The 20,439-nt window shown below is 70.9% G+C and carries 21 protein-coding genes; 18 read left to right on the top strand and 3 right to left on the bottom strand.

Annotated features, from left to right (window positions below; translation table 11 throughout):
* Positions 1-13: 13 nt before the first annotated feature.
* The 5 genes from C7S10_RS20100 to C7S10_RS20080 all read left to right on the top strand — a co-directional run bounded on the left by C7S10_RS20100 (position 14) and on the right by C7S10_RS20080 (position 4,765).
* On the top strand, positions 14-1,009 hold the full coding sequence (locus C7S10_RS20100; protein ID WP_114327808.1) for a tRNA (adenine-N1)-methyltransferase: 996 nt from the start codon (positions 14-16) through the stop codon (positions 1,007-1,009).
* Positions 1,006-1,575, top strand: coding sequence for a GrpB family protein (locus tag C7S10_RS20095; protein ID WP_108346355.1), 570 nt, complete (start codon positions 1,006-1,008; stop codon positions 1,573-1,575). The genes C7S10_RS20100 and C7S10_RS20095 overlap by 4 nt, the downstream gene beginning before the upstream one ends.
* Positions 1,576-1,950: 375 nt before the next feature.
* Entirely contained in the window at positions 1,951-3,681 is a 1,731-nt protein-coding gene (gene arc, locus C7S10_RS20090) for a proteasome ATPase (protein WP_108346470.1), read from the top strand.
* Complete coding sequence (locus C7S10_RS20085) at positions 3,678-4,037, top strand: hypothetical protein (protein ID WP_108346353.1); 360 nt, start codon at positions 3,678-3,680, stop codon at positions 4,035-4,037. The genes arc and C7S10_RS20085 overlap by 4 nt, the downstream gene beginning before the upstream one ends.
* Positions 4,038-4,186: 149 nt before the next feature.
* On the top strand, positions 4,187-4,765 hold the full coding sequence (locus C7S10_RS20080) for a 1-acyl-sn-glycerol-3-phosphate acyltransferase (RefSeq protein WP_108346351.1): 579 nt from the start codon (positions 4,187-4,189) through the stop codon (positions 4,763-4,765).
* Here the strand turns inward: C7S10_RS20080 and C7S10_RS20075 are convergent.
* Entirely contained in the window at positions 4,762-5,391 is a 630-nt protein-coding gene (locus C7S10_RS20075) for a class I SAM-dependent methyltransferase (RefSeq protein ID WP_243395496.1), read from the bottom strand. The two genes, C7S10_RS20080 and C7S10_RS20075, sit on opposite strands and share 4 nt — an antisense overlap.
* A gap of 4 nt (positions 5,392-5,395) precedes the next feature.
* Between C7S10_RS20075 and dop the strand changes: the two genes are divergently transcribed.
* Positions 5,396-6,907, top strand: coding sequence for a depupylase/deamidase Dop (gene dop, locus C7S10_RS20070; protein WP_108346347.1), 1,512 nt, complete (start codon positions 5,396-5,398; stop codon positions 6,905-6,907).
* On the opposite strand, the gene C7S10_RS20065 is transcribed toward dop, so the two are convergent.
* Complete coding sequence (locus tag C7S10_RS20065) at positions 6,894-7,601, bottom strand: type 2 periplasmic-binding domain-containing protein (protein WP_108346345.1); 708 nt, start codon at positions 7,599-7,601, stop codon at positions 6,894-6,896. The two genes, dop and C7S10_RS20065, sit on opposite strands and share 14 nt — an antisense overlap.
* A gap of 77 nt (positions 7,602-7,678) precedes the next feature.
* Between C7S10_RS20065 and C7S10_RS20060 the strand changes: the two genes are divergently transcribed.
* From C7S10_RS20060 to C7S10_RS20000, 12 genes are all read left to right on the top strand, one after another.
* Positions 7,679-7,876: a ubiquitin-like protein Pup gene (locus C7S10_RS20060; protein WP_108346343.1), complete on the top strand. Its 198-nt coding sequence runs from the start codon at positions 7,679-7,681 to the stop codon at positions 7,874-7,876.
* Between the two features lie 4 nt (positions 7,877-7,880).
* Positions 7,881-8,711 (top strand): proteasome subunit beta, encoded by an 831-nt coding sequence (gene prcB, locus C7S10_RS20055; RefSeq protein ID WP_108346341.1) that lies wholly within the window; start codon positions 7,881-7,883, stop codon positions 8,709-8,711.
* 10 nt (positions 8,712-8,721) lie between these two features.
* Positions 8,722-9,777: a proteasome subunit alpha gene (prcA, locus tag C7S10_RS20050; RefSeq protein ID WP_423802727.1), complete on the top strand. Its 1,056-nt coding sequence runs from the start codon at positions 8,722-8,724 to the stop codon at positions 9,775-9,777.
* Between the two features lie 52 nt (positions 9,778-9,829).
* Entirely contained in the window at positions 9,830-11,191 is a 1,362-nt protein-coding gene (gene pafA, locus C7S10_RS20040) for a Pup--protein ligase (protein WP_108346339.1), read from the top strand.
* Positions 11,192-11,269: 78 nt separating this feature from the next.
* Complete coding sequence (locus tag C7S10_RS20035; RefSeq protein WP_165807249.1) at positions 11,270-12,220, top strand: FKBP-type peptidyl-prolyl cis-trans isomerase; 951 nt, start codon at positions 11,270-11,272, stop codon at positions 12,218-12,220.
* A 16-nt stretch (positions 12,221-12,236) separates the two neighbouring features.
* Positions 12,237-13,208 (top strand): helix-turn-helix transcriptional regulator, encoded by a 972-nt coding sequence (locus C7S10_RS20030; RefSeq protein ID WP_108346334.1) that lies wholly within the window; start codon positions 12,237-12,239, stop codon positions 13,206-13,208.
* Positions 13,205-14,197 carry a helix-turn-helix transcriptional regulator gene (locus C7S10_RS20025; RefSeq protein WP_108346332.1) on the top strand — a complete coding sequence of 331 codons (993 nt, stop codon included), beginning with the start codon at positions 13,205-13,207 and terminating at the stop codon, positions 14,195-14,197. The genes C7S10_RS20030 and C7S10_RS20025 overlap by 4 nt, the downstream gene beginning before the upstream one ends.
* A 34-nt stretch (positions 14,198-14,231) precedes the next feature.
* The gene (gene tatA / locus C7S10_RS22910; RefSeq protein WP_243395495.1) at positions 14,232-14,537 is read left to right on the top strand and encodes a twin-arginine translocase TatA/TatE family subunit; all 306 of its coding nucleotides are present in this window, start codon (positions 14,232-14,234) and stop codon (positions 14,535-14,537) included.
* Between the two features lie 24 nt (positions 14,538-14,561).
* Positions 14,562-15,401 carry a twin-arginine translocase subunit TatC gene (tatC, locus tag C7S10_RS20015; protein ID WP_243395494.1) on the top strand — a complete coding sequence of 280 codons (840 nt, stop codon included), beginning with the start codon at positions 14,562-14,564 and terminating at the stop codon, positions 15,399-15,401.
* A 38-nt stretch (positions 15,402-15,439) separates the two neighbouring features.
* A complete protein-coding gene (locus C7S10_RS20010) occupies positions 15,440-15,850 on the top strand; it encodes a hypothetical protein (RefSeq protein ID WP_133176575.1) in 411 nt (136 codons plus the stop codon).
* Between the two features lie 19 nt (positions 15,851-15,869).
* Positions 15,870-16,742 carry a diacylglycerol kinase gene (locus C7S10_RS20005; RefSeq protein ID WP_108346328.1) on the top strand — a complete coding sequence of 291 codons (873 nt, stop codon included), beginning with the start codon at positions 15,870-15,872 and terminating at the stop codon, positions 16,740-16,742.
* Complete coding sequence (locus C7S10_RS20000; protein WP_108346326.1) at positions 16,739-19,483, top strand: DEAD/DEAH box helicase; 2,745 nt, start codon at positions 16,739-16,741, stop codon at positions 19,481-19,483. The genes C7S10_RS20005 and C7S10_RS20000 overlap by 4 nt, the downstream gene beginning before the upstream one ends.
* A 21-nt stretch (positions 19,484-19,504) precedes the next feature.
* Here C7S10_RS20000 and C7S10_RS19995 read toward each other — a convergent pair whose 3' ends face one another.
* Positions 19,505-20,413: a 5'-3' exonuclease gene (locus C7S10_RS19995; RefSeq protein ID WP_108346464.1), complete on the bottom strand. Its 909-nt coding sequence runs from the start codon at positions 20,411-20,413 to the stop codon at positions 19,505-19,507.
* Between the last annotated feature and the right edge of the window lie 26 nt (positions 20,414-20,439).

The raw sequence follows: 20,439 nt of genomic DNA, 5'->3' as shown, positions 1-20,439 counted from the left end.
TAGGGTTCCGCGCATGCCCGACAGCTCCACGCCACACAGCTCCGTGCCCGCCAGTCCCGACGTCCCCGCCGAGGCCTGGTCCGGCGTCCACCGCGGCCCGCTGCGCGAGGGGGAGTGGGTGCGACTGATCGACCAGAAGGGCCGCAAGCACAACTTCGAGCTGGTCGCCGGCAAGCGCTTCTTCTCCAACAAGGGCCACCTCGACCACGACGAGATGATCGGGCGCGACGAGGGCTTCACCGTGACCTCGTCCGCCGGCGGCCAGTACCTCGTTTTCCGGCCACTGCTGTCCGAGTTCGTCGTCTCGATGCCGCGCGGCGCGGCCGTGGTCTACCCGAAGGACGCGGCCCAGATCGTCGCTCTCGCCGACATCTACCCCGGCGCCCGGGTGGTCGAGGCGGGAGCGGGATCCGGCGCCCTCACCTGCTCGCTGCTGCGCGCCGTCGGCCCGTGGGGCACGGTGACGTCCTTCGAGCTGCGCGAGGAGTTCGCCGAGGTCGCGAAGCGCAACGTCGACCAGTTCTTCAACGCCCCGGCCGGCTCGTCCCACCCGTCGTGGGACCTGCGGCTCGGCGACCTCAAGGAGGGCCTGCCCGAGATCGAGGGCCAGGTCGACCGGGTCATCCTCGACATGCTCGACCCGTGGAACTGCATCGAGGTCGTCGCCGACAAGCTGGTGCCGGGCGGGATCGTGTGCGCCTACGTCGCCACTACCACCCAGCTGTCCCGCGTGGTCGAGACGTTGCGCGCCCACGGCGGGTTCACCGAGCCGCACCCGTGGGAGTCGCTCGTGCGCGACTGGCACGTGGAGGGCCTCGCCGTACGCCCCGACCACAAGATGATCGGCCACACCGCGTTCCTGGTCACGGCGCGCCGGATGGCGCCGGGGGAGCGGCCGCCCCGCAAGACCCGTCGTCCGGCCCCCGGTGCCTACGGTCCCGACTACACCGGGCCGCGCCCCGCCGACCTGCCGTCGCCGGAGCCGGTCGACACCGAGCCCGGGCAGTGATCGAGGTCGTCGACTGGTCGCCGGTCTGGGCCGTCGACTTCGAGCGCGTCGCCGTCGACCTGCGTAGGGCGCTCGCGACCGTCCCGGGTGCTCGGGTCGAGCACGTGGGATCCACGTCGGTGCCCGGGCTCGCGGCGAAGCCGATCCTGGACATCGACGTGATCGTGGAACGCGTGGAGGTGCCGGCTGCCGTCGCAGCACTGGTCGGGATCGGTTACCACCATCGCGGCGACCTCGGTGTGACCGGGCGGGAGGCGTTCTCCGCACCCGACGCGTCCCCTCGGCGTCACGTCTACGTGTGCGAGGCGGGCACCGTGAACGTGCGCAACCACCTCGCCGTGCGCGACACCCTCCGCGTCCGCGACGACCTGCGGGACGCGTACGCCGAGGTGAAGCTGTCCCTCGCGACCGACCCGGACCTCGACATCGACACCTACATCGCTCGCAAGTCCGCGGTCGTGCAACGGGTCCTCGATGCATCCGGCGAGTTCAGCGAGGACGAGCTGGCCGCCATCCACCGGCTCAACGACCCGACCTCGCCGGAGGCGACGGCGTGTCGGACGTGATGAAGTCGTCCGTACGCCGACCGGTGAGCGTGCGCCGGCCCGTCGACCGCTAGTTCGTCACGTCCGACGCGCCGCTCAGGTCCAGCGGCCGCACGTCGGACATCACGCCCGGCGGTCCGTGACCCACGTTCCTCGGCGCAGGAAGGTGGCTGGTCCACCGCCGCGACGGTTCGACACGTGTCCCGACCCGGACGCGGTGAGCCACCCACACTTCCGGGCGACGGAGTGTGGGTGACTCACCGCTCGGGGTGGGGGTGCGCTGGCGCACGCGCGCCCGTCGCCGTACCGCATCGAAATCGTGACCAACACTCCTGGATATCCGCTTCCGTCTCATCACCAGATGGGTAGGGTCCGAAGGAACAGGAGGTGACGCAGATGTCCGAATCGATGAATCCGGAAGAGCTCGCGAACCAGGTGCGATTCCTGGAGGCCGAGGTGTCCGACCTCCGACGCCGTCTCACCGACGTGCCCGGTCAGTCGCGCGGCCTCGAGCTGCGGCTCGCCGACACCCAGCGCTCGCTCGCCGCGGTGACGAGCCAGAACGAGCGGCTGGCGCAGACCCTGCGCGAGGCACGCGACCAGATCATGAAGCTCAAGGAGGAGGTCGACCGGCTGGCGCAGCCCCCGGCCGGCTTCGGCACCTTCCTCGCCCGCAACGAGGACGACTCCGTCGACGTGTTCACCGGCGGTCGCAAGCTGCGGGTCAACGTCAGCCCTGCCGTCGAGCTCGACGAGCTGGTCAAGGGCCAGGAGGTCATGCTCAACGAGGCCCTCAACGTCGTCGCCGCGCTCGAGTTCGAGCAGGTCGGCGAGGTCGTGATGTTCAAGGAGCTGCTCGAGGACGGCCAGCGTGCGCTCGTCATCGCCAACGCCGACGAGGAGCGCGTCGTGCGCCTCGCCGCGCCGTTGCTGGAGGCGCTGCCCAAGGCCGGCGACTCGCTGCTGCTCGACTCGCGGGCCGGCTACGCCTACGAGCGGGTGCCGAAGTCGGAGGTCGAGGAGCTCGTCCTGGAGGAGGTGCCCGACATCGACTACTCGCAGATCGGCGGGCTGATCACCCAGATCGACGCGATCCGCGACGCCGTCGAGCTGCCCTACCTCTATCCCGACCTGTTCAAGGACCACAAGCTCAAGCCCCCGAAGGGCGTGCTGCTCTACGGCCCTCCCGGCTGCGGCAAGACGCTGATCGCCAAGGCCGTCGCCAACTCGCTGGCCAAGAAGGTCAGCGAGAAGACCGGCAGCTCGGGCAAGTCCTACTTCCTCAACATCAAGGGTCCCGAGCTCCTCAACAAGTACGTCGGGGAGACCGAGCGCCACATCCGGCTGGTCTTCCAGCGGGCGCGCGAGAAGGCGTCGATGGGCACCCCCGTCATCGTCTTCTTCGACGAGATGGACTCGCTCTTCCGCACCCGCGGCTCGGGCGTGTCCTCCGACGTCGAGAACACCATCGTCCCGCAGCTGCTCAGCGAGATCGACGGCGTCGAGACGCTGGAGAACGTGCTGGTCATCGGTGCCTCCAACCGCGAGGACATGATCGACCCCGCCATCCTGCGCCCCGGCCGGCTCGACGTGAAGATCAAGATCGAGCGACCCGACGCCGAGTCGGCGCGCGACATCTTCAGCAAGTACCTCACCCCCGACCTGCCGCTGCACGCCCACGACCTCGCGGAGTTCCACGACGACGCCGAGGCGTGCGTCGCGGGCATGATCCGCGCGACGGTGGAGCGGATGTACACCGAGTCGGAGGAGAACCGATTCCTCGAGGTCACCTACGCCAACGGCGACAAGGAGGTCCTGTACTTCAAGGACTTCAACTCGGGCGCGATGATCCAGAACATCGTCGACCGGGCCAAGAAGATGGCGATCAAGGACTTCCTCGAGCAGAACCAGCGCGGCCTGCGCGTCCAGCACATGCTCCAGGCGTGCGTGGACGAGTTCAAGGAGAACGAGGACCTCCCCAACACCACCAACCCCGACGACTGGGCCCGCATCTCCGGCAAGAAGGGCGAGCGGATCGTCTTCATCCGCACGCTCATCACCGGCAAGCAGGGCACCGAGCCGGGCCGCTCCATCGACACGGTCGCCAACACCGGTCAATACCTGTGACATCGGGGGACGAGCTCGAGCGCTCCGAGGTCGAGGCCGTCCTCGAGACGCGTCGCGACCTCGGCCGGCGCTACGACAAGGAGCTCGTCGACGGGTTCGCCGACCGCGTCGAGGCCGAGGTGGCCCGGCGCGTCGGCCAGGAGCTCGACGCCCGTCGCCGGGCCGACTCCGCCCACGCCTCGGCCGGTCCGCGCCAGCTGGCGCTCGGGATCGTGTCGCTCGTGCCCGTGGGGATCCCCGTCACCGCGATCAACATCGCGGCAGGCGACAGTCCCTCGATCGTCGGGCTCGTCATCTCCTGGGCCGGCATCGTCGGCGTCAACGTGGCCCACGCCTGGCAGTCGCGCCGGGCCTGAGAAGTCCCCTCCCTACCCCTGAAGAAGCGAGATCCACATGATCATCAAGATCCTGCTCATCATCCTCGTCGTCGTCGTGGTGCTGGCCGTCCTGGGCAAGCTGCGAAGCCGCTGACCAGCGCCGGCGGGCCCGGCGCTACGGTGCGCGCATGAAGAGACCGTTCCTCGTACGCCGCACGCTGGCGCGCGCCCTGCTCAGACTCTCCGGCTGGCGCACCGCCGGGCAGGTGCCGCGACGCGGGATCCTGGTCGGCGCGCCGCACACGTCCAACTGGGACTGGGTGCTGACGATGCTGCTCGCGTGGGACAACAGCGTGCAGATCCGGCTGCTGGTGAAGAAGGAGTTCTTCGCCGGACCCCTCGGGCCCATCCTGCGCGCCACCGGTGCCGTGTCGATCGACCGCGCCGACCCCGCCGTGACCATCGCGCGGCTGCTGGAGGACGCCGAGGTCGACGAGACCTTCCTGCTGGGGCTGGCCGCCGAGGGCACCCGGAGCAAGACCGACTACTGGAAGTCCGGGTTCTACCGGATCTCGCAGAGGACCGGCATCCCGGTGACCCTGGCCTACCTTGACCGGCCCTCGCGCACCGTCGGCTGGGGTCCGACCTTCGCCCTCACCGGCGACGTCTCGGCCGACATGGACAAGATCCGCGCCTTCTACGCCGACAAGCAGGGCATCCGTCCCGAGCTCACAACCGTCCCGCGGCTGCGCGAGGAGGACCGCTAGGCCGCTCGGGCGACGCCCAGCGACAGGAACGTCCAGGGCCGACCGATCGACGGGCCGGGCAGGTAGAGCTGGTCCAGGCTCTCCACCCGCCACCCGTTGGCCTCCACCAGCGCAGGGATGTCACGGGTCAGGTGGCAGCCGCCTGCGACCCTGCGCTGCAGCGGCTCCCACCGGCGCTGCCGGCGCTGGACGTCGGGCTCCGGCGCGAGGCCGTGCTCGAGGAAGTGCAGTCGTCCTTCGGCGCCCACCACGCGGCGTACCTCCCGCAGGGCCAGCCCCGGGTCGGGGATGGTGCAGAGGCTGAAGGTCACCAGTGCCGCGTCGTGGCTGTCGTCGGCCAGGTCGAGGTGCTGGCCGTCGAGCCCGACGCGTTCGAGGGGTACGGCGCTGCGTGCCCGCCGCCGCTCCGAGAGCCGCCACCCGGTGTCCGACGGCTCCACCGCGCTGACCGCGGTGACGGCCGGCGGATACCACCGCACGTTGAGCCCGGACCCGAACCCGATCTCGACCACGCGGCCGGCCAACGGGGCGCAGACGCCGTCACGCAGCTCGCCGATCTCATGGCTCCGCAACGAGGCGTCGACGAGTCGGGGCACCACGTGTTCGTCCCACAGCCGTAGGCTCACGGTCATGAGCGTACGACGGGTGATGGGCACCGAGGTCGAGTACGGCATCTCCGTGCAGGGGCTGCCGCTCGCGAACCCGATGGTCGCCTCGTCCCAGGTCGTCAACGCCTACGCGTCCTCGACGGTGAAGGCGCGTCGTGCGCGGTGGGACTTCGAGGAGGAGTCGCCGCTGCGTGACGCCCGCGGTTTCGACATGGCCCGCCAGGTGGCCGACCCCAGCCAGCTCACCGACGAGGACCTCGGCCTGGCCAACGTGATCCTGACCAACGGCGCCCGCCTCTACGTCGACCACGCACACCCGGAGTACTCCACGCCCGAGGTCACCTCGCCGCTCGACATCGTGCGGTGGGACAAGGCGGGGGAGCAGGTGATGCTGGACGCGCAGCGGCTGGCCTCCCAGGCGCCGAGCGCGCAGCCGATCGTGCTCTACAAGAACAACACCGACAACAAGGGCGCGTCCTACGGCGCCCACGAGAACTACCTGATGCGGCGCTCGACGCCGTTCGCCGACATCGTCCGCCACCTCACCCCGTTCTTCGTGAGCCGGCAGGTGGTGTGCGGCGCCGGCCGGGTCGGCATCGGCCAGGACGGACGCGAGCACGGCTTCCAGGTCAGCCAGCGTGCCGACTACTTCGAGGTCGAGGTCGGACTCGAGACGACGCTCAAGCGACCGATCATCAACACCCGCGACGAGCCGCACGCCGACCCGGAGAAGTACCGCCGGCTCCACGTGATCATCGGCGACGCGAACCTCGCCGAGGTCTCGACGTACCTCAAGGTCGGCACCACCGCGCTGGTGCTCGCGATGATCGAGGACAGGTTCATCACCACCGACCTCGCCGTCAGCGGCTCCGTCGCCTCGCTGCGAGCCGTCTCGCACGACCCGACGCTGACCCACGTGCTGACGATGCACGACGGCCGCACGATGACGGCCGTGCAGCTGCAGATGGAGTTCCTCGACCTGGCGAAGAAGTACGTCGACGACCGGCTGGGCGACGACGCGGACGCCCAGACCCTCGACGTGCTCGGGCGCTGGGAGTCGGTGCTCACGCGCCTCGAGCAGGACCCGATGCTGTGCGCCGGCGAGCTCGACTGGGTCGCCAAGCTCAAGCTGCTCAACCAGTACCGCGACCGCGACGGCCTCGAGTGGGACGACGCCAAGCTGCACCTGATCGACCTGCAGTACGCCGACATCCGCCCCGAGAAGGGGCTCTACGCCAAGCTCGCGGCGGCCGGCAGGATCGAGCGACTGCTCGAGGACCCGGCAGTCGAGTCGGCCATGCACGACCCGCCGGAGGACACCCGCGCCTACTTCCGTGGCCGCTGCCTGGAGAAGTACGCCGACACCGTGGCCGCCGCGTCCTGGGACTCGGTCATCTTCGACCTGCCCGGGCGCGAGTCGCTCCAGCGCGTCCCCACGATCGACCCGCTGCGGGGCAGCAAGGCGCACGTCGGGGCGTTGCTGGACGAGTGCGACACCGCCCTCGAGCTGGTCTCGCGCCTCACCGCTCGCTGACTGCGGCGAGCCCCCGCTCCTGGCCGGCGTCCTCGAGCGCCTGCGCCACGAACCCGGTCGCGAGCAGCTCGTCGACCAGGGCACGCAGCCATGCGACAGCGGCGTCGGGGCGGTCCTGCGGCACGGCGACCGCCTGACGGATCTGCATGAAGGCGGGCTCCAGGACGCGGTGGCCGGGGTGCGCTGCGACCCACTCGGTCATCGGCTGCCGGATCCCCGCCCCGACGTCGAGGTGGCGCTCGACGTACGTGTCGATGCCCTCGGGACCGCGGTCGATCGCTGCGTGCTGGAGGGTGCGGGTGAGGTGGAGGTCGTAGGCCGAGCCCTCCTTGACCCCCACCCGGATGCCGAACCCGTCGACGTCGTCGGCCGTCGCGATGGTCGAGTCCTCGCCCACGACGTACACCCCCTCGATCAGGACGTACGGCGCGGTGAAGCTCAACGGCCGGCCCGGGTCGATCGCCAGGAACCCGAGATCGGCTCGGCCGTCCACGATCGCGGCGACCGAGTCCTTGGCGGCGTCGAAGCAGAGCAGCTCGACCTCCACCTGGAGCCGGCGCCCGATCTCGCGCGCCAGGGCCACCGTGATCCCGGACGGCTCGTCGGGCGTCCCGCCCGCCAGCACGGGGTTGCCGAGGTTGATCGACGCACGCAGCGTCCCGGTCGGGGCGAGGCTGGCCGCGATGTCGTCCATGCGCACAGCCTAGGAGGCCCGCAACTGGTGGTGGTCCCTTGCCGTGCGCGCCTTCGGTTTGTGGATAGGGTCGGAGCATGGCCCAGGAACAGAAGCAACCGCGCAAGTCCAGCCAGGACGAGGCGACGACCGAGGAGGTCGTCGAGTCGGACGTGGCCGAGCGCAAGGAAGTCATCGACGACGACGTCGACGCCATCCTCGACGAGATCGACGACGTGCTCGAGACCAACGCCGAGGACTTCGTGAAGTCGTTCATCCAGAAGGGCGGCCAGTAGGTCCATGGCCGACCCTCGTCTCCCGGCCGCCTACCTGATGCCGGGCACCTCGTCGTTCAGCGACTTCCTGGCCGCCGAGGCGCCCGACCTGCTGCCCTCGCGCCGCGCCGTACCCTCCGGCAACGCCGGCGACCTCGCGCCGCACGGCACGACCATCGTCGCCGCCACCTTCCCGGGCGGCGTCGTCATGGCCGGCGACCGCCGCGCCACGATGGGCAACATCATCGCCCAGCGCGACATCCAGAAGGTCTTCCCGGCCGATGAGTACTCCGTGGTCGGCATCGCCGGCGCCGCCGGGCTCGCGGTCGAGATGGTGCGCCTGTTCCAGACCGAGCTCGAGCACTACGAGAAGATCGAGGGCACGACGCTGTCGATGGACGGCAAGTCCAACCGGCTCGCGGCCCTGATCCGGGCCAACCTCGGGCTCGCGATGCAGGGTCTGTCCGTGGTCCCGCTCTTCGCCGGCTACGACCTGCACGCCGACCAGGGCCGCATCTTCAGCTACGACGTGACCGGTGGCCGCTACGAGGAGACCGCCTTCCACAGCGTCGGGTCGGGCTCGCTGTTCGCCCGCGGCTCGCTGAAGAAGCTCTACCGCGACGACCTCACCGCCGAGGAGTGCGTGACCGCCGTCATCCAGGCGCTGTACGACGCCGCCGACGACGACTCCGCCACCGGCGGCCCCGACCTGACGCGCCGGATCTTCCCGGTCGTCCACGTCATCACCGCCGACGGCGGCCACCGCGTCACCGAGGCCGAGGTCGCCGAGATCGCCGATCGCATGCTCGCCGCCCGCATGCAGCGCCCCGACGGCCCCGCCGCCGCCCTGATCTGAGGACCGACTGATGAGCACCCCGTTCTACGTCTCGCCCGAGCAGCTGATGAAGGACCGCGCCGACTTCGCGCGCAAGGGCATCGCCCGCGGCCGCTCGGTCGTCGCCGTGCAGTACGCCGACGGCATCCTGTTCGTCTCCGAGAACCCGTCGCAGGCGCTGCACAAGGTCTCCGAGATCTACGACCGGATCGCGTTCGCCGCGGTCGGCCGCTACAACGAGTTCGAGAACCTCCGCATCGCCGGGGTCCGACTCGCCGACATGCGCGGCTACGCCTACGACCGGCGCGACGTCACCGGCCGCGGGCTGGCCAACGCCTACGCGCAGACCCTCGGCACCATCTTCTCCAGCGGCGGCGAGAAGCCCTACGAGGTCGAGATCTTCGTGGCGGAGGTGGGCGAGACCTCCGCCGACGACCAGCTCTACCGCCTGACCTACGACGGTCAGGTCGCCGACGAGCACGGATTCGCGGTCATGGGCGGTGCCGCCGAGACCGTGGCCACGCACCTGAAGGAGCACTACACGCACGACGCCACCCTCGAGACCGCGCTCGGCGTCGCGGTCGCCGCCCTCGGTCACGCCGAGACCGGGGACCGGGTCGTGCCCGTCGAGGACCTCGAGGTCGCCATCCTCGACCGCACCCGCACCCAGCCCCGCAAGTTCGTGCGGCTGCGGGAGTCCCGGCTGACCGACATCCTCGGTGAGCGCGGGCCCGAGCAGCCCGACGCCGCGCGCAGCGACGACAACGTCGGCGCCACCCCGCCGTCCGCGCCGACGACCGACGACCCGGCCGACCCCACCGACCAGGTGAGCGGGGGAGTGCCGCCGCTGGAGCACCCCCTGACCGGTGAGCCGACCGAGCATCAGGTGCCCCCGCCGACGGCCCCGCCGACGGCCCCGCCGACGGCGCCCCCGATCGACCCGCCCCCGGGCCCGACCCCGGAGCCGACCGACCCGGCCCAGCCGGGCGAGCCGCAGCCCCCGGCGCCGCAGCCGCCCTTCCCCGACCCAGCCGCTCCGCCCGCCCCGGGGACGCCGCCGGCCGACCCGGGCGATCCCCTTCCCTGAGACGCGCGTGTTTCTCGGCCCGCGGTGACCATCGCGGACCTAGTGTGGGGTCATGGACCGGCGCATCTTCGGGATCGAGAACGAGTACGGCGTCACGTGCACGTTCAAGGGCCAGCGCCGGCTGAGCCCCGACGAGGTCGCGCGCTATCTGTTCCGCAAGGTCGTGAGCTGGGGTCGCTCCAGCAACGTCTTCCTGCGCAACGGTGCCCGGCTCTACCTCGACGTCGGCAGCCACCCGGAGTACGCGACCCCCGAGTGCGACGACATCGTCGAGCTGGTGACGCACGACAAGGCGGGGGAGCGGATCCTCGAGGGCCTGCTCCTCGACGCCGAGCAGCGGCTGCACGACGAGGGCATCGCCGGCGACATCTACCTGTTCAAGAACAACACCGACTCGGCCGGCAACTCCTACGGCTGCCACGAGAACTACCTCGTGGGCCGGGCCGGGGAGTTCAGCAAGCTCGCCGACATCCTGATCCCGTTCCTGGTGACCCGGCAGATCATCGTCGGCGCCGGCAAGGTGACCCAGACGCCCCGCGGTGCGACGTACAACGTCTCGCAGCGCGCGGAGCACATCTGGGAGGGCGTCTCGAGCGCCACGACCCGCAGCCGCCCGATCATCAACACCCGCGACGAGCCGCACGCGGACGCGGAGAAGTACCGCCGGCTCCACGTCATCGTGGGCGACTCCAACATGAGCGAGACGACCACGATGCTCAAGGTCGCCTCGTGCGACCTCGTGCTGCGGATGATCGAGGAGGGCGTGGTGATGCGCGACCTCACGATGGAGAACCCGATCCGCGCGATCCGGGAGATCTCCCACGACGTCACCGGGCGCCGCAAGGTCCGCCTGGCCAACGGCCGCGAGGCCAGCGCCCTCGACATCCAGGCGGAGTACCTCGCCAAGGCCCGCGACTTCGTCGACCGCCGCCAGATCAGCACCCCGATCATCGAGCAGTCGCTCGACCTCTGGGAGCGCGGCCTCAAGGCGATCGAGTCCGACGACCTCGGCCTGGTCGACCGCGAGATCGACTGGGTGATCAAGTGGAAGCTGATCGACCGCTACCGCGCCAAGCACGGGCTGCCGCTGGGCCACCCGCGGATCGCCCAGCTCGACCTCGCCTACCACGACATCCACCGCAACCGGGGGCTCTACTACCTCCTGGAGAAGCGCGGGGCGGTCGCCCGGCTGACCAGCGACCTGAAGATCTTCGAGGCCAAGAGCGTCCCGCCGCAGAACACCCGTGCCCGGCTCCGCGGCGACTTCATCCGCAAGGCGCAGGAGCGCCGCCGCGACTTCACCGTCGACTGGGTGCACCTGAAGCTCAACGACCAGGCCCAGCGCACGGTGCTGTGCAAGGACCCGTTCAAGGCGTACGACGAGCGCGTGCAGCGTCTCATCGACGGCATGTGAGGTCTTCAGGTCCGGCTCAGAGTGGCCGGATAGGGTGTCCGCGCCGTCCTGCACTTCCAACGAACAGGTGACTTCATCGTGTCTCGCTCCAGCCGCACCCGCCCGCACACGAGGCTCATCGCCGCGACCGGCGTCCTCGTCCTCACCGGGCTGTCGCTGACCGCCTGCGGCTCCGACGACTCCTCCGACGCGGGCGTCGGGCTGGACAACGTCAGCATCAGCGGCGACGTGGGCAAGGCCCCGAAGGTGTCGTGGAAGGGTCAGGTCGACCCGAAGGACATCGAGACTGACGTCATCACCGAGGGCGACGGCGACACGATCGAGTCGGGCGACGGCGCCCTGGCCCACATCTGGATCGGCAACGGCTACACCGAGGACGAGGCCTACAGCAGCTATGAGTCCAAGGCGCCGCAGCTGCTGATCGGCGACGTCTCCGAGCCGTTCAAGAAGGCGCTGGAGGGCCAGAAGGTCGGCTCCCGCGTCGCCGTGGCCGCGAGCGCCGAGGACGCCTTCGGCGAGGGCGGCAACCCCCAGCTCAACATCGGCAACAAGGACGGCATCGTCTTCGTCGTCGACGTGCTCGCCAAGGTCGGCGACGAGCCCTCCGGCGAGGAGCGCGAGCCGGCCAAGTGGGCGCCCAGCCTGGTGGAGACCGACGGCACGATCACCGGCTTCGACTTCGCCGACGCCAACAAGCCGAGCAAGAACCTGCTCGACACCACGCTGGTCAAGGGCGACGGCCCGGTCGTCAAGAGCGGGCAGACCATCGCCGTCAACTACCTCGGCCAGGTCTACGACGCCAAGAAGCCCTTCGACGAGTCCTACTCCAAGGACCCGACGTCGTTCCCGATCGGCGTCGGCAGCGTCGTGCCCGGCTGGGACAAGGAGCTGGTCGGCAAGACCGTCGGCTCCCGCGTGATCCTCTCGATCCCGCCCGCCGACGGATACGGCGACAAGGGCAACGAGAGCGCCGGGATCAAGGGCACCGACACGCTCTTCTTCGTCGTCGACATCCTCGCCGCGGCCTGAGCGGACGGGCGGCAGCATGGCGGAGAAGTCCGAGCGGTTGCTCAACCTCTACATCATGCTGCTCGCCCAGACCCGCTTCGTCTCCAAGCAGGACATCCGGCGCGCCCACTACGGCGACTACGGGGACGACGCCAAGGGCCTCGAGGCTTTCGAGAAGGCCTTCGAGCGCGACAAGGAGGACCTGCGCGAGCTCGGCGTGGTGATCGAGGTCGGCTCGCTCGACAGCTACTTCGACGACGAGCCGGGCTATCGCATCTCGCCCGACACCTCGTCGCTGCCCGAGATCAGGTTCGAGGCCGACGAGGCGGCCGTGCTCGGCATCGCCGCCCGCGCCTGGGAGCAGGCCACCCTGGCGCGCGCCACCACCGAGGCCATGCGCAAGCTGGCTGCGCAGGGGGTGGAGGTCGACACCAGCCGTCTCGACCTGGTCCCGCCCAGCCTGCGCGCCGAGGAGCCGGCCTTCGACGCCTGCTGGGAGGCCACCCAGAAGCGCCGCGTCATCACCTTCGACTACCGCCGCCCCGGGGCCGAGACGACCTCACGCCGCCTCCAGCCGTGGGGCGTGGTCCGCTCGTCCGGTCGTTGGTACGTCGTGGGCCACGACCTCGACCGCCAGGCCGAGCGCGTCTTCCGGCTCTCCCGGGTGCAGGGCAAGGTGTCCCTGACCGGTCGCTCCGCGGCGTACGACGTCCCGGTCGGCACCGACGTCCAGGCGATCGCCCAGCGCCTGGTCCACAGCACGCCCGACATCGAGGCGACGGTGCTGGTGCGGCAACGCGCCGGCGTCGCCCTGCGCCGGACGGCGAGCGCCGTCGAGGCGGACGTGACGGGGCCCGACGACGCGTCCGAGTGGGACCGGCTCACGGTCAGCGGCCAGCTGCGTGACCTGGTCAACGCGGTGCTCGCCCTGGGCGCCACCGCCCTCGTCGAGGGACCGGCCGAGCTGCGCGACGAGATCGTCGCCCGGCTGGGCGGGGTCGCGCGATGAGCGCGCCGAAGCCCGTGGTGCACGCGGCCCGCGAGCAGGTCGGGCGGCTGCTGGCACTCGTGCCCTACCTCCACCAGCGCGGCGAGGTGCGGATCTCCGAGGCCGCCGCGGTGCTCGGTGTCGACGTCGCGCAGCTCGACAAGGACCTGCGCGTGCTCTTCATGTGCGGGCTGCCCGGGGGGTTCCCCGACGACCTGATCAACGTCGACCTCGACGCCCTCGAGGGCGAGGGGATCATCCGCGTCGACAACGCCGACTACCTCGCCCGGCCCGTGCGGTTCGGTCCGTCCGAGGCCGCGGCCCTGGTGGTCGCGCTGCGGGCGCTCGAGCAGAGCACCTCGGCCGAGACGCGGGAGGTCGTCGCCCGGACCCTGTCCAAGCTCGAGGCGGCGGGTGCCGCGACGGCCGCGCAGCAGATCCACGTCGAGGCCGACGAGACCCCGAGCGCCGAGCTGCTCCCGGTGCTCCAGGGGGCGATCGAGCGCGGTCGGCAGCTCGAGATCTCCTACTACGTGCCGAGCCGGGACGACCAGTCCACGCGCGTCGTGGAGCCGCGGGCGATCACCCGGGTCGGCGACGCGACGTACCTCGACGCCTGGTGCCACACCGCCAACGCCGACCGCGCCTTCCGCCTCGACCGGATCGTGGTCGCGAGCGAGCTGCCCGACCCCGTCACGGAGCGGGCCGCCGAGCCGCGCGACCTGAGCGGCGGCTGGTTCAGCGGCGACGGGGAGACCGTGCCGGTCACGCTCCGCCTCGCGCCCGAGGCGCAGTGGGTGCCGGAGTACTACCCGGTCGTCTCCTCGACGCCCGGCCCGGACGGCGCCCTCGACGTGGTCCTCGACGTGGCGAGCGAGGCGTGGCTGCACCAGCTGCTCTTCCGCATCGCCCCGCACGCCGAGGTCCTCGAGCCGCGCGACTTCGCCGAGTCGTTCACAGCGAGTGCACGGGCGGCGCTCAGCCTCTATGAGGTGCCCGGCGTAGGATGAACGACGCAGACAACCTCGACTTTGGGAGCTCTTCATGATCAACCCGCTGATCGGTATGCCGCAGGGTGCGGAATGGCTGGTCATCCTCGCGATCGTGGTGCTCGTCTTCGGTGCCGCGAAGCTTCCTGAGCTGGCGCGCGGCACCGGTCAGGCGCTGCGGATCTTCAAGACCGAGACCAAGGGCCTGCGTGACGACGAGGACGACAAGCCGGCGCCACTGGCCCCCGAGCTGCCCCCGACGCAGCAGTCCGCCGTCGACCCCGTCGTCGATCCGGTCGTCGATCCGGTCGTCGATCCGGTGGTCGACCCCCAGCCCCGCACCGACAAGCACACCGGCTGAGCCGGGCGCCACGACCAGACCTCGGTGAGCCTCGCCGGACGGTTCATCCGTCTCTACTCGACCAAGCCCGCCCAGGCCGTAGGCCCCGGCGGCCAGATGGCGCTGGGCGACCACCTGCGTGAGCTGCGCGGCCGCGTCCTGCGTGCCGGGACGTTCATCATCATCGGCCTCGCCATCGCGCTCTACTTCCGCTACGACCTCTACGAGTTCGTCAGCGGGCCCTACCAGCAGGCCAAGGACGCGCTGCCCGCGGGCACGACGCAGTCCACCACGAGCGGGGCCGGCGGCGGCCTGATGCTGTGGCTGAAGCTCTGCGGCTTCACCTCGATCGTGGCGACCGCGCCGTTCTGGCTCTACCAGATCTGGGCGTTCATCCTCCCGGGCCTGCACCCCAACGAGCGCAAGTGGTCGCGGGTCTTCGCCGCGGTCGCCGGCCCGTTGTTCCTGGTGGGCATCGTGCTGGGCTACGTCACGCTGCCCAAGGGCCTCGAGGTGCTGATCGGCTTCAACCCCGAGGACCTCCTCAACCTCGTCGACTTCAACGAGTATCTCCAGTTCTTCACGCGCACCCTGCTGGTGTTCGGCCTCGCCTTCGAGATCCCGGTCTTCGTGGTGATGCTCAACCTGGCCGGCGTCGTGTCGGGCAAGGCTCTCGGTGCCCACCGGCCGTGGATCATCGTCGGCATCTTCATCTTCGCGGCCGTCGCGACCCCGTCGGCCGACCCGTTCACGATGACCTTCATGGCCGTGCCGATGGTGCTGCTGTTCTTCATCTCCGAGCTCATCGCCCGGTGGAACGACCGTCGCCGGGCCGCCGCCAAGGCCAACGCGGGGCTCTCGCCCGACGAGCTGTCGTCCATCTGACCCCGACGAGCCGTCGTCCATCTGACACAGTGACCGGCATGGATCCCACGCCGATCATCGACGTCGATCCCTTCGACCTGCCCGAGTGGCTCGGCGTCGGCGAGGTCGTCTGGCACGCCGACGAGGGGCTCCGGTCCGGACACCTCGTCCCCGGCCGGCTGGTGGTGGAGGACTCGGTCCTGGCCTGCGACCTCCTGGCGGTCGACGAGGCCTACCCCGTGCCGGTCACCGACGACGCGTCGCGGTTGCGTGCCCACCAGGCGTGGAAGCACGACCAGGTGCTCCTCGGGTCGTACGCCGATCGGCTGGTGCTCGCCGTGCCTGGCACCCGTTTCGACGCCGATCGCGTCCTCGACGCCCTCGCCCGGCTGGCGCGGGCCGTGGGCGGATCGCCCGACCGGATGGCTGCTCTGCTCCGCATCGGCGCGGACAGGCGGGGTCGTCGCTGACGCTGGATAGGGTCGCGACATGGCCCGCGAGATCGCCCTCCTCACCAACCCCACGTCGGGCAGGGGCAAGGGCGCGCGCTACCGCCAGACCGCCCTGGACCGCCTGCGCGACGCGGGGCTGGTCGTGCGCAACCTCGAGGGGCGTGACGCGGACGAGGCCCTCGACCTGGCCCGCGCCAGCGTCGCCGACGGGGTCGACTCGCTGGTCGTCTGCGGGGGCGACGGGCTCGTGCACCTGGCGACCCAGGTGCTGGCCGGCACCGGCATCCCGCTCGGCATCATCCCGGCCGGCACCGGCAACGACGTCGCCCGCTACTTCGACCTGCCCCGTGCCGATCCCCTCGCCGCCGCCGACCGCGTCATCGGCTCGCACACCCGCACGGTCGACCTGGCTCGCTCCGGCTCGCGCTGGTTCGTCACGGTCCTCGCGGCCGGCTTCGACGCCATCGTCAACGAGCGGGCCAACGACATGACCTGGCCCCGGGGACAGATGCGCTACAACCTCGCCACGCTCCTCGAGCTGCGGACGTTCAGGCCGCTGCCGTTCACGCTCGACCTCGACGGGGTCGCCCTGCGACGGGACGCGATGCTCGTCGCGGTCGGCAACGGGACGTCGTACGGCGGTGGCCTCCGCATCACCGAGGGGGCCCTGCTCGACGACGGCTTGCTCGATGTCGTCATCATCAGCAGCATGACCAAGCCCAAGCTGGTGCGCACCTACCCCAAGCTGTTCTCCGGCACCCACACGAGCGTGGCGGAGTACGAGCACCACCGGGTCCGCAGCGTGACCGTGGCAGCCCCGGGGGTGGTGTCCTACGCGGACGGGGAACGGTTCGGGGCGCTGCCCCTGACCGTGACCTGTGAGCCCGCGTCGCTGGTGGTGTTCGCGTGAGCACCACAAGCGTCTACGAGGGCTTCGCGGGCCTCTACGACTTCCCGCTGGACGACTTCCAGGCCCGCGCCTGCCGGGAGATCGAGGACGGTCGCGGCGTGCTGGTCGCGGCGCCGACCGGGTCGGGCAAGACGATCGTCGGGGAGTTCGCCGTACACCTGGCCCTCGAGACCGGGCGCAAGTGCTTCTACACGACGCCGATCAAGGCGCTGAGCAACCAGAAGTTCAACGACCTGGTCGCGCGCTACGGCCCCGAGAAGGTCGGGCTGCTGACCGGCGACAACGTGGTCAACGGCGAGGCACCCATCGTGGTGATGACCACCGAGGTGCTGCGCAACATGCTCTACGCGGGCTCGCGGACGCTCCTGGGCCTGGGCTTCGTGGTGATGGACGAGGTGCACTACCTCGCCGACCGGATGCGCGGCGCGGTCTGGGAGGAGGTGATCATCCACCTGCCCGAGTCGGTCACGCTGGTCTCGCTGTCGGCGACGGTGTCCAACGCCGAGGAGTTCGGCGAGTGGCTGGCCACCGTGCGCGGCGACACGACCACGATCGTCGAGGAGCGCCGGCCGGTGCCGCTGTTCCAGCACGTGATGGTCGGCAAGCGGCTCTTCGACCTGTTCGCGTCCTCCGACGTCGACGCCAGCGCCGGTTTCGTGAAGGAGGGCGCCCCCGTCAACGACGAGCTGGTGCGCATCGCGCGCGACGACTGGGCCAGCTCGCGCCTGATGCGCGACCGGCGCTCCTCGCGCAAGGGCAAGCCGGGCTCGTCCAAGAACCCGCGCAGCGTCGGCAACGGGCGCCGCGTGTGGATCCCGAGCCGGGTGGAGGTGATCGAGCGCCTCGACCGCGAGGGGCTGCTGCCCGCCATCACGTTCATCTTCTCGCGGGTCGGCTGCGACGCGGCCGTCACCCAGTGCCTGTCAGCCAACGTGCGGCTGACCACGACCGAGGAGCGCGACGAGATCTTCGCGTACGTCGAGGAGCGCTGTCGCCACCTGCCCGACGACGACCTCGAGGTGCTCGGCTACCACGAGTTCCTCGACGGGCTGACCCGCGGCGTGGCCGCCCATCACGCGGGCATGCTGCCGACCTTCAAGTCCTGCGTCGAGGAGCTCTTCCTGCGCGGGCTGGTGAAGGCCGTGTTCGCCACCGAGACCCTCGCCCTCGGCATCAACATGCCCGCCCGCACGGTCGTCATCGAGAAGCTGGCCAAGTGGAACGGCGAGACGCACGCCGACATCACGCCGGGGGAGTACACCCAGCTCACCGGCCGCGCCGGCCGACGCGGACTCGACGTCGAGGGACACGGCGTCGTCCTCTGGCAGCCCGGCATGAACCCCCGCGAGGTCGCCGGACTCGCCTCCACGCGCACGTATCCGCTCCGCAGCTCCTTCCGGCCGTCGTACAACATGGCGGTCAACCTGGTGCACCAGTTCGGCCGGGAGCGCTCGCGCGAGCTGCTGGAGCAGTCGTTCGCGCAGTTCCAGGCCGACCGGGCCGTCGTCGGCCTCGCCCGGCAGCTGCAGAAGGCCCAGGAGGCGCTCGAGGGCTACCAGGAGGCGGCCACCTGCCACCAGGGCGACTTCATGGAGTACGCCGCGCTGCGCCGCCGCATCTCCGAGGTCGAGAAGGGCGCGGCCCGGGAACGTCGGTCGGGTCGACGCGACGAGGCGATGGCGTCGCTGGCCAGGCTGAGGCCGGGCGACGTGATCATGGTCCCCAACGGCAAGTTCGCCGGCTACGCGGTCGTCCTCGACCCCGGGACCAGCGGCCACGAGCCACGGCCCTACGTCCTGACCGCCGACCGGCAGGCGCGCCGGCTCTCGCCCGTCGACTTCGCCACTCCGGTCGAGGCGATCACCCGGATGCGGATCCCGAAGACGTTCAACGGGCGCAACCCGGCGATGCGCCGCGACCTCGCCTCGGCGCTGAGGTCCAAGACCCACGACCTCACGCCGCCGCCGCGCCGAGCGGTGAGCCGCGACTCCTTCGCCGACAGCCCGGTCGACCGCGAGATCGCCGAGCTCCGCGCGAAGCTGAAGCAGCACCCGTGCCATCAGTGCCCCGAGCGCGAGGACCACGCCCGCTGGGCCGAGCGCGCCTTCAAGCTGGGCCGCGACGCCGAGACGCTCAAGCGTCGGGTCGAGTCGCGCACCAACACGGTGGCGCGGACCTTCGACCGGGTCTGCAACGTGCTCACCGCCCTGGGCTACCTCGAGGGCGACACCGTCACCGAGCGCGGGCGCCACCTGCGACGGATCTACACCGACATGGACCTGGTCGCCGCCGAGTCGCTGCGCGAAGGCCTGTGGGACGACCTGAGCCCCTCCGAGCTCGCGTCGGTGCTCTCGTCGCTCGTCTACGAGGCGCGGCGCGCCGACGACGCCACCGCGCCGCGGGTCCCGGGCGGGCGGGTTCAGGCGGCGCTCGTCGAGACCGTGCGTGTGTGGGGCCAGCTCGACGCCCTGGAGCGCGACAACAAGCTCGACTTCCTGCGCGAGCCCGACCTCGGCTTCGCGTGGGCCGCCTACCGCTGGGCCGAGGGCGACGACCTCGACGTGGTCCTCGGCGGGACCGACCTCGCCGCCGGCGACTTCGTGCGCTGGATGAAGCAGCTCCTCGACCTCGCCGGCCAGGTCGCCGACGCCGCCGGCGACACCCCACTGCGCAAGACCGCCCGTCAGACGGTGGCCGCGCTCAAGCGGGGTGTGGTCGCCTACTCGTCGGTGGCGGAGTAGCCGCGACCTCGCAGCGCGACCTCAGAGGGCCGCCAGGACCCCCGTGAGCCGCTCGACGGGGCTGGAAAGGCCCCAGCGCTCGGCGAGGGCGGCGAGGCCGTCCGGGTCGACCGGCGCGCTCGGCAACGAGCAGTCGGGCGAGCCGAGGTCGACGTCGCGGGCCACGGCGACGACGGTCGGGGCGACCTCGAGGTAGTCGGAGGCCGCGGTGATCTTGCCCCGCGGGCCCGGACCGAGCGCCGACTCGGGGTCGGCCGCGGCCGCGCGGATGCCCGCCAGGTCGCCGTACGTCAGGAGCAGGCTCGCCGCGGTCTTGTCGCCGACGCCCGCGACGCCGGGGAGGCCGTCGGAGGCGTCGCCGCGCAGGGTGGCGAAGTCGGCGTACTGCTGGGGGAGCACGGAGTACTTCTCGACCACCGCGTGCTCGGTCATCCGCTCGTGCTTGGCGACCCCGCGCGCGACGTAGAGCACGCGCACCCCGGCCGCGTCGTCGACGAGCTGGAAGAGGTCGCGGTCGCCGGTGACGATGTCGACCGGCATGGAGGCACCGGTGGCGAGGGTGCCGATGACGTCGTCGGCCTCGTAGCCGTCGGCGCCGACGATGCTGATCCCGAAGGCGCTGAGCACCTCGACGATCACCGGGATCTGGGCCTCCAGCGGATCGGGGACCTCCTCGATGTCGGGCACGCCGGAGCGCGCCGCGACGACGCGGTGGCCCTTGTAGGAGGGGATCAGGTCGACGCGCCACTGCGGACGCCAGTCGTTGTCCCAGCAGCACACGAGATGGGTCGGCTGGTACTCCTCGACGAGCCGGCTGATGAAGTCGAGCAACCCCCGCACGGCGTTGACCGGCGTGCCGTCCGGGGCCTGCACGGAGTCGGGCACGCCGAAGAACGCGCGGAAGTAGAGGGAGGCCGTGTCGAGGAGCATCAGTCGCTGGGCGGTCACACGCGGAT

The sequence above is a fragment of the Nocardioides currus genome, assembly GCF_003057875.1.
GTDB lineage: Bacteria > Actinomycetota > Actinomycetes > Propionibacteriales > Nocardioidaceae > Nocardioides > Nocardioides currus.
This window is presented reverse-complemented; position numbering and strand designations above follow the sequence as displayed.

Bases quoted from the DNA above. Each gene is read 5' to 3' on its own strand.
- C7S10_RS20100 (WP_114327808.1), top strand. From the start codon at position 14: ATGCCCGACAGCTCCACGCCACACAGCTCCGTGCCCGCCAGTCCCGAC.
- arc (WP_108346470.1), top strand. From the start codon at position 1,951: ATGTCCGAATCGATGAATCCGGAAGAGCTCGCGAACCAGGTGCGATTC.
- C7S10_RS20080 (WP_108346351.1), top strand. From the start codon at position 4,187: ATGAAGAGACCGTTCCTCGTACGCCGCACGCTGGCGCGCGCCCTGCTC.
- dop (WP_108346347.1), top strand. From the start codon at position 5,396: ATGAGCGTACGACGGGTGATGGGCACCGAGGTCGAGTACGGCATCTCC.
- C7S10_RS20065 (WP_108346345.1), bottom strand. From the start codon at position 7,601: ATGGACGACATCGCGGCCAGCCTCGCCCCGACCGGGACGCTGCGTGCG.
- C7S10_RS20060 (WP_108346343.1), top strand. From the start codon at position 7,679: ATGGCCCAGGAACAGAAGCAACCGCGCAAGTCCAGCCAGGACGAGGCG.
- prcB (WP_108346341.1), top strand. From the start codon at position 7,881: ATGGCCGACCCTCGTCTCCCGGCCGCCTACCTGATGCCGGGCACCTCG.
- prcA (WP_423802727.1), top strand. From the start codon at position 8,722: ATGAGCACCCCGTTCTACGTCTCGCCCGAGCAGCTGATGAAGGACCGC.
- pafA (WP_108346339.1), top strand. From the start codon at position 9,830: ATGGACCGGCGCATCTTCGGGATCGAGAACGAGTACGGCGTCACGTGC.
- C7S10_RS20030 (WP_108346334.1), top strand. From the start codon at position 12,237: ATGGCGGAGAAGTCCGAGCGGTTGCTCAACCTCTACATCATGCTGCTC.
- C7S10_RS20025 (WP_108346332.1), top strand. From the start codon at position 13,205: ATGAGCGCGCCGAAGCCCGTGGTGCACGCGGCCCGCGAGCAGGTCGGG.
- tatA (WP_243395495.1), top strand. From the start codon at position 14,232: ATGATCAACCCGCTGATCGGTATGCCGCAGGGTGCGGAATGGCTGGTC.
- C7S10_RS20010 (WP_133176575.1), top strand. From the start codon at position 15,440: ATGGATCCCACGCCGATCATCGACGTCGATCCCTTCGACCTGCCCGAG.
- C7S10_RS20005 (WP_108346328.1), top strand. From the start codon at position 15,870: ATGGCCCGCGAGATCGCCCTCCTCACCAACCCCACGTCGGGCAGGGGC.
- C7S10_RS19995 (WP_108346464.1), bottom strand. From the start codon at position 20,413: ATGCTCCTCGACACGGCCTCCCTCTACTTCCGCGCGTTCTTCGGCGTG.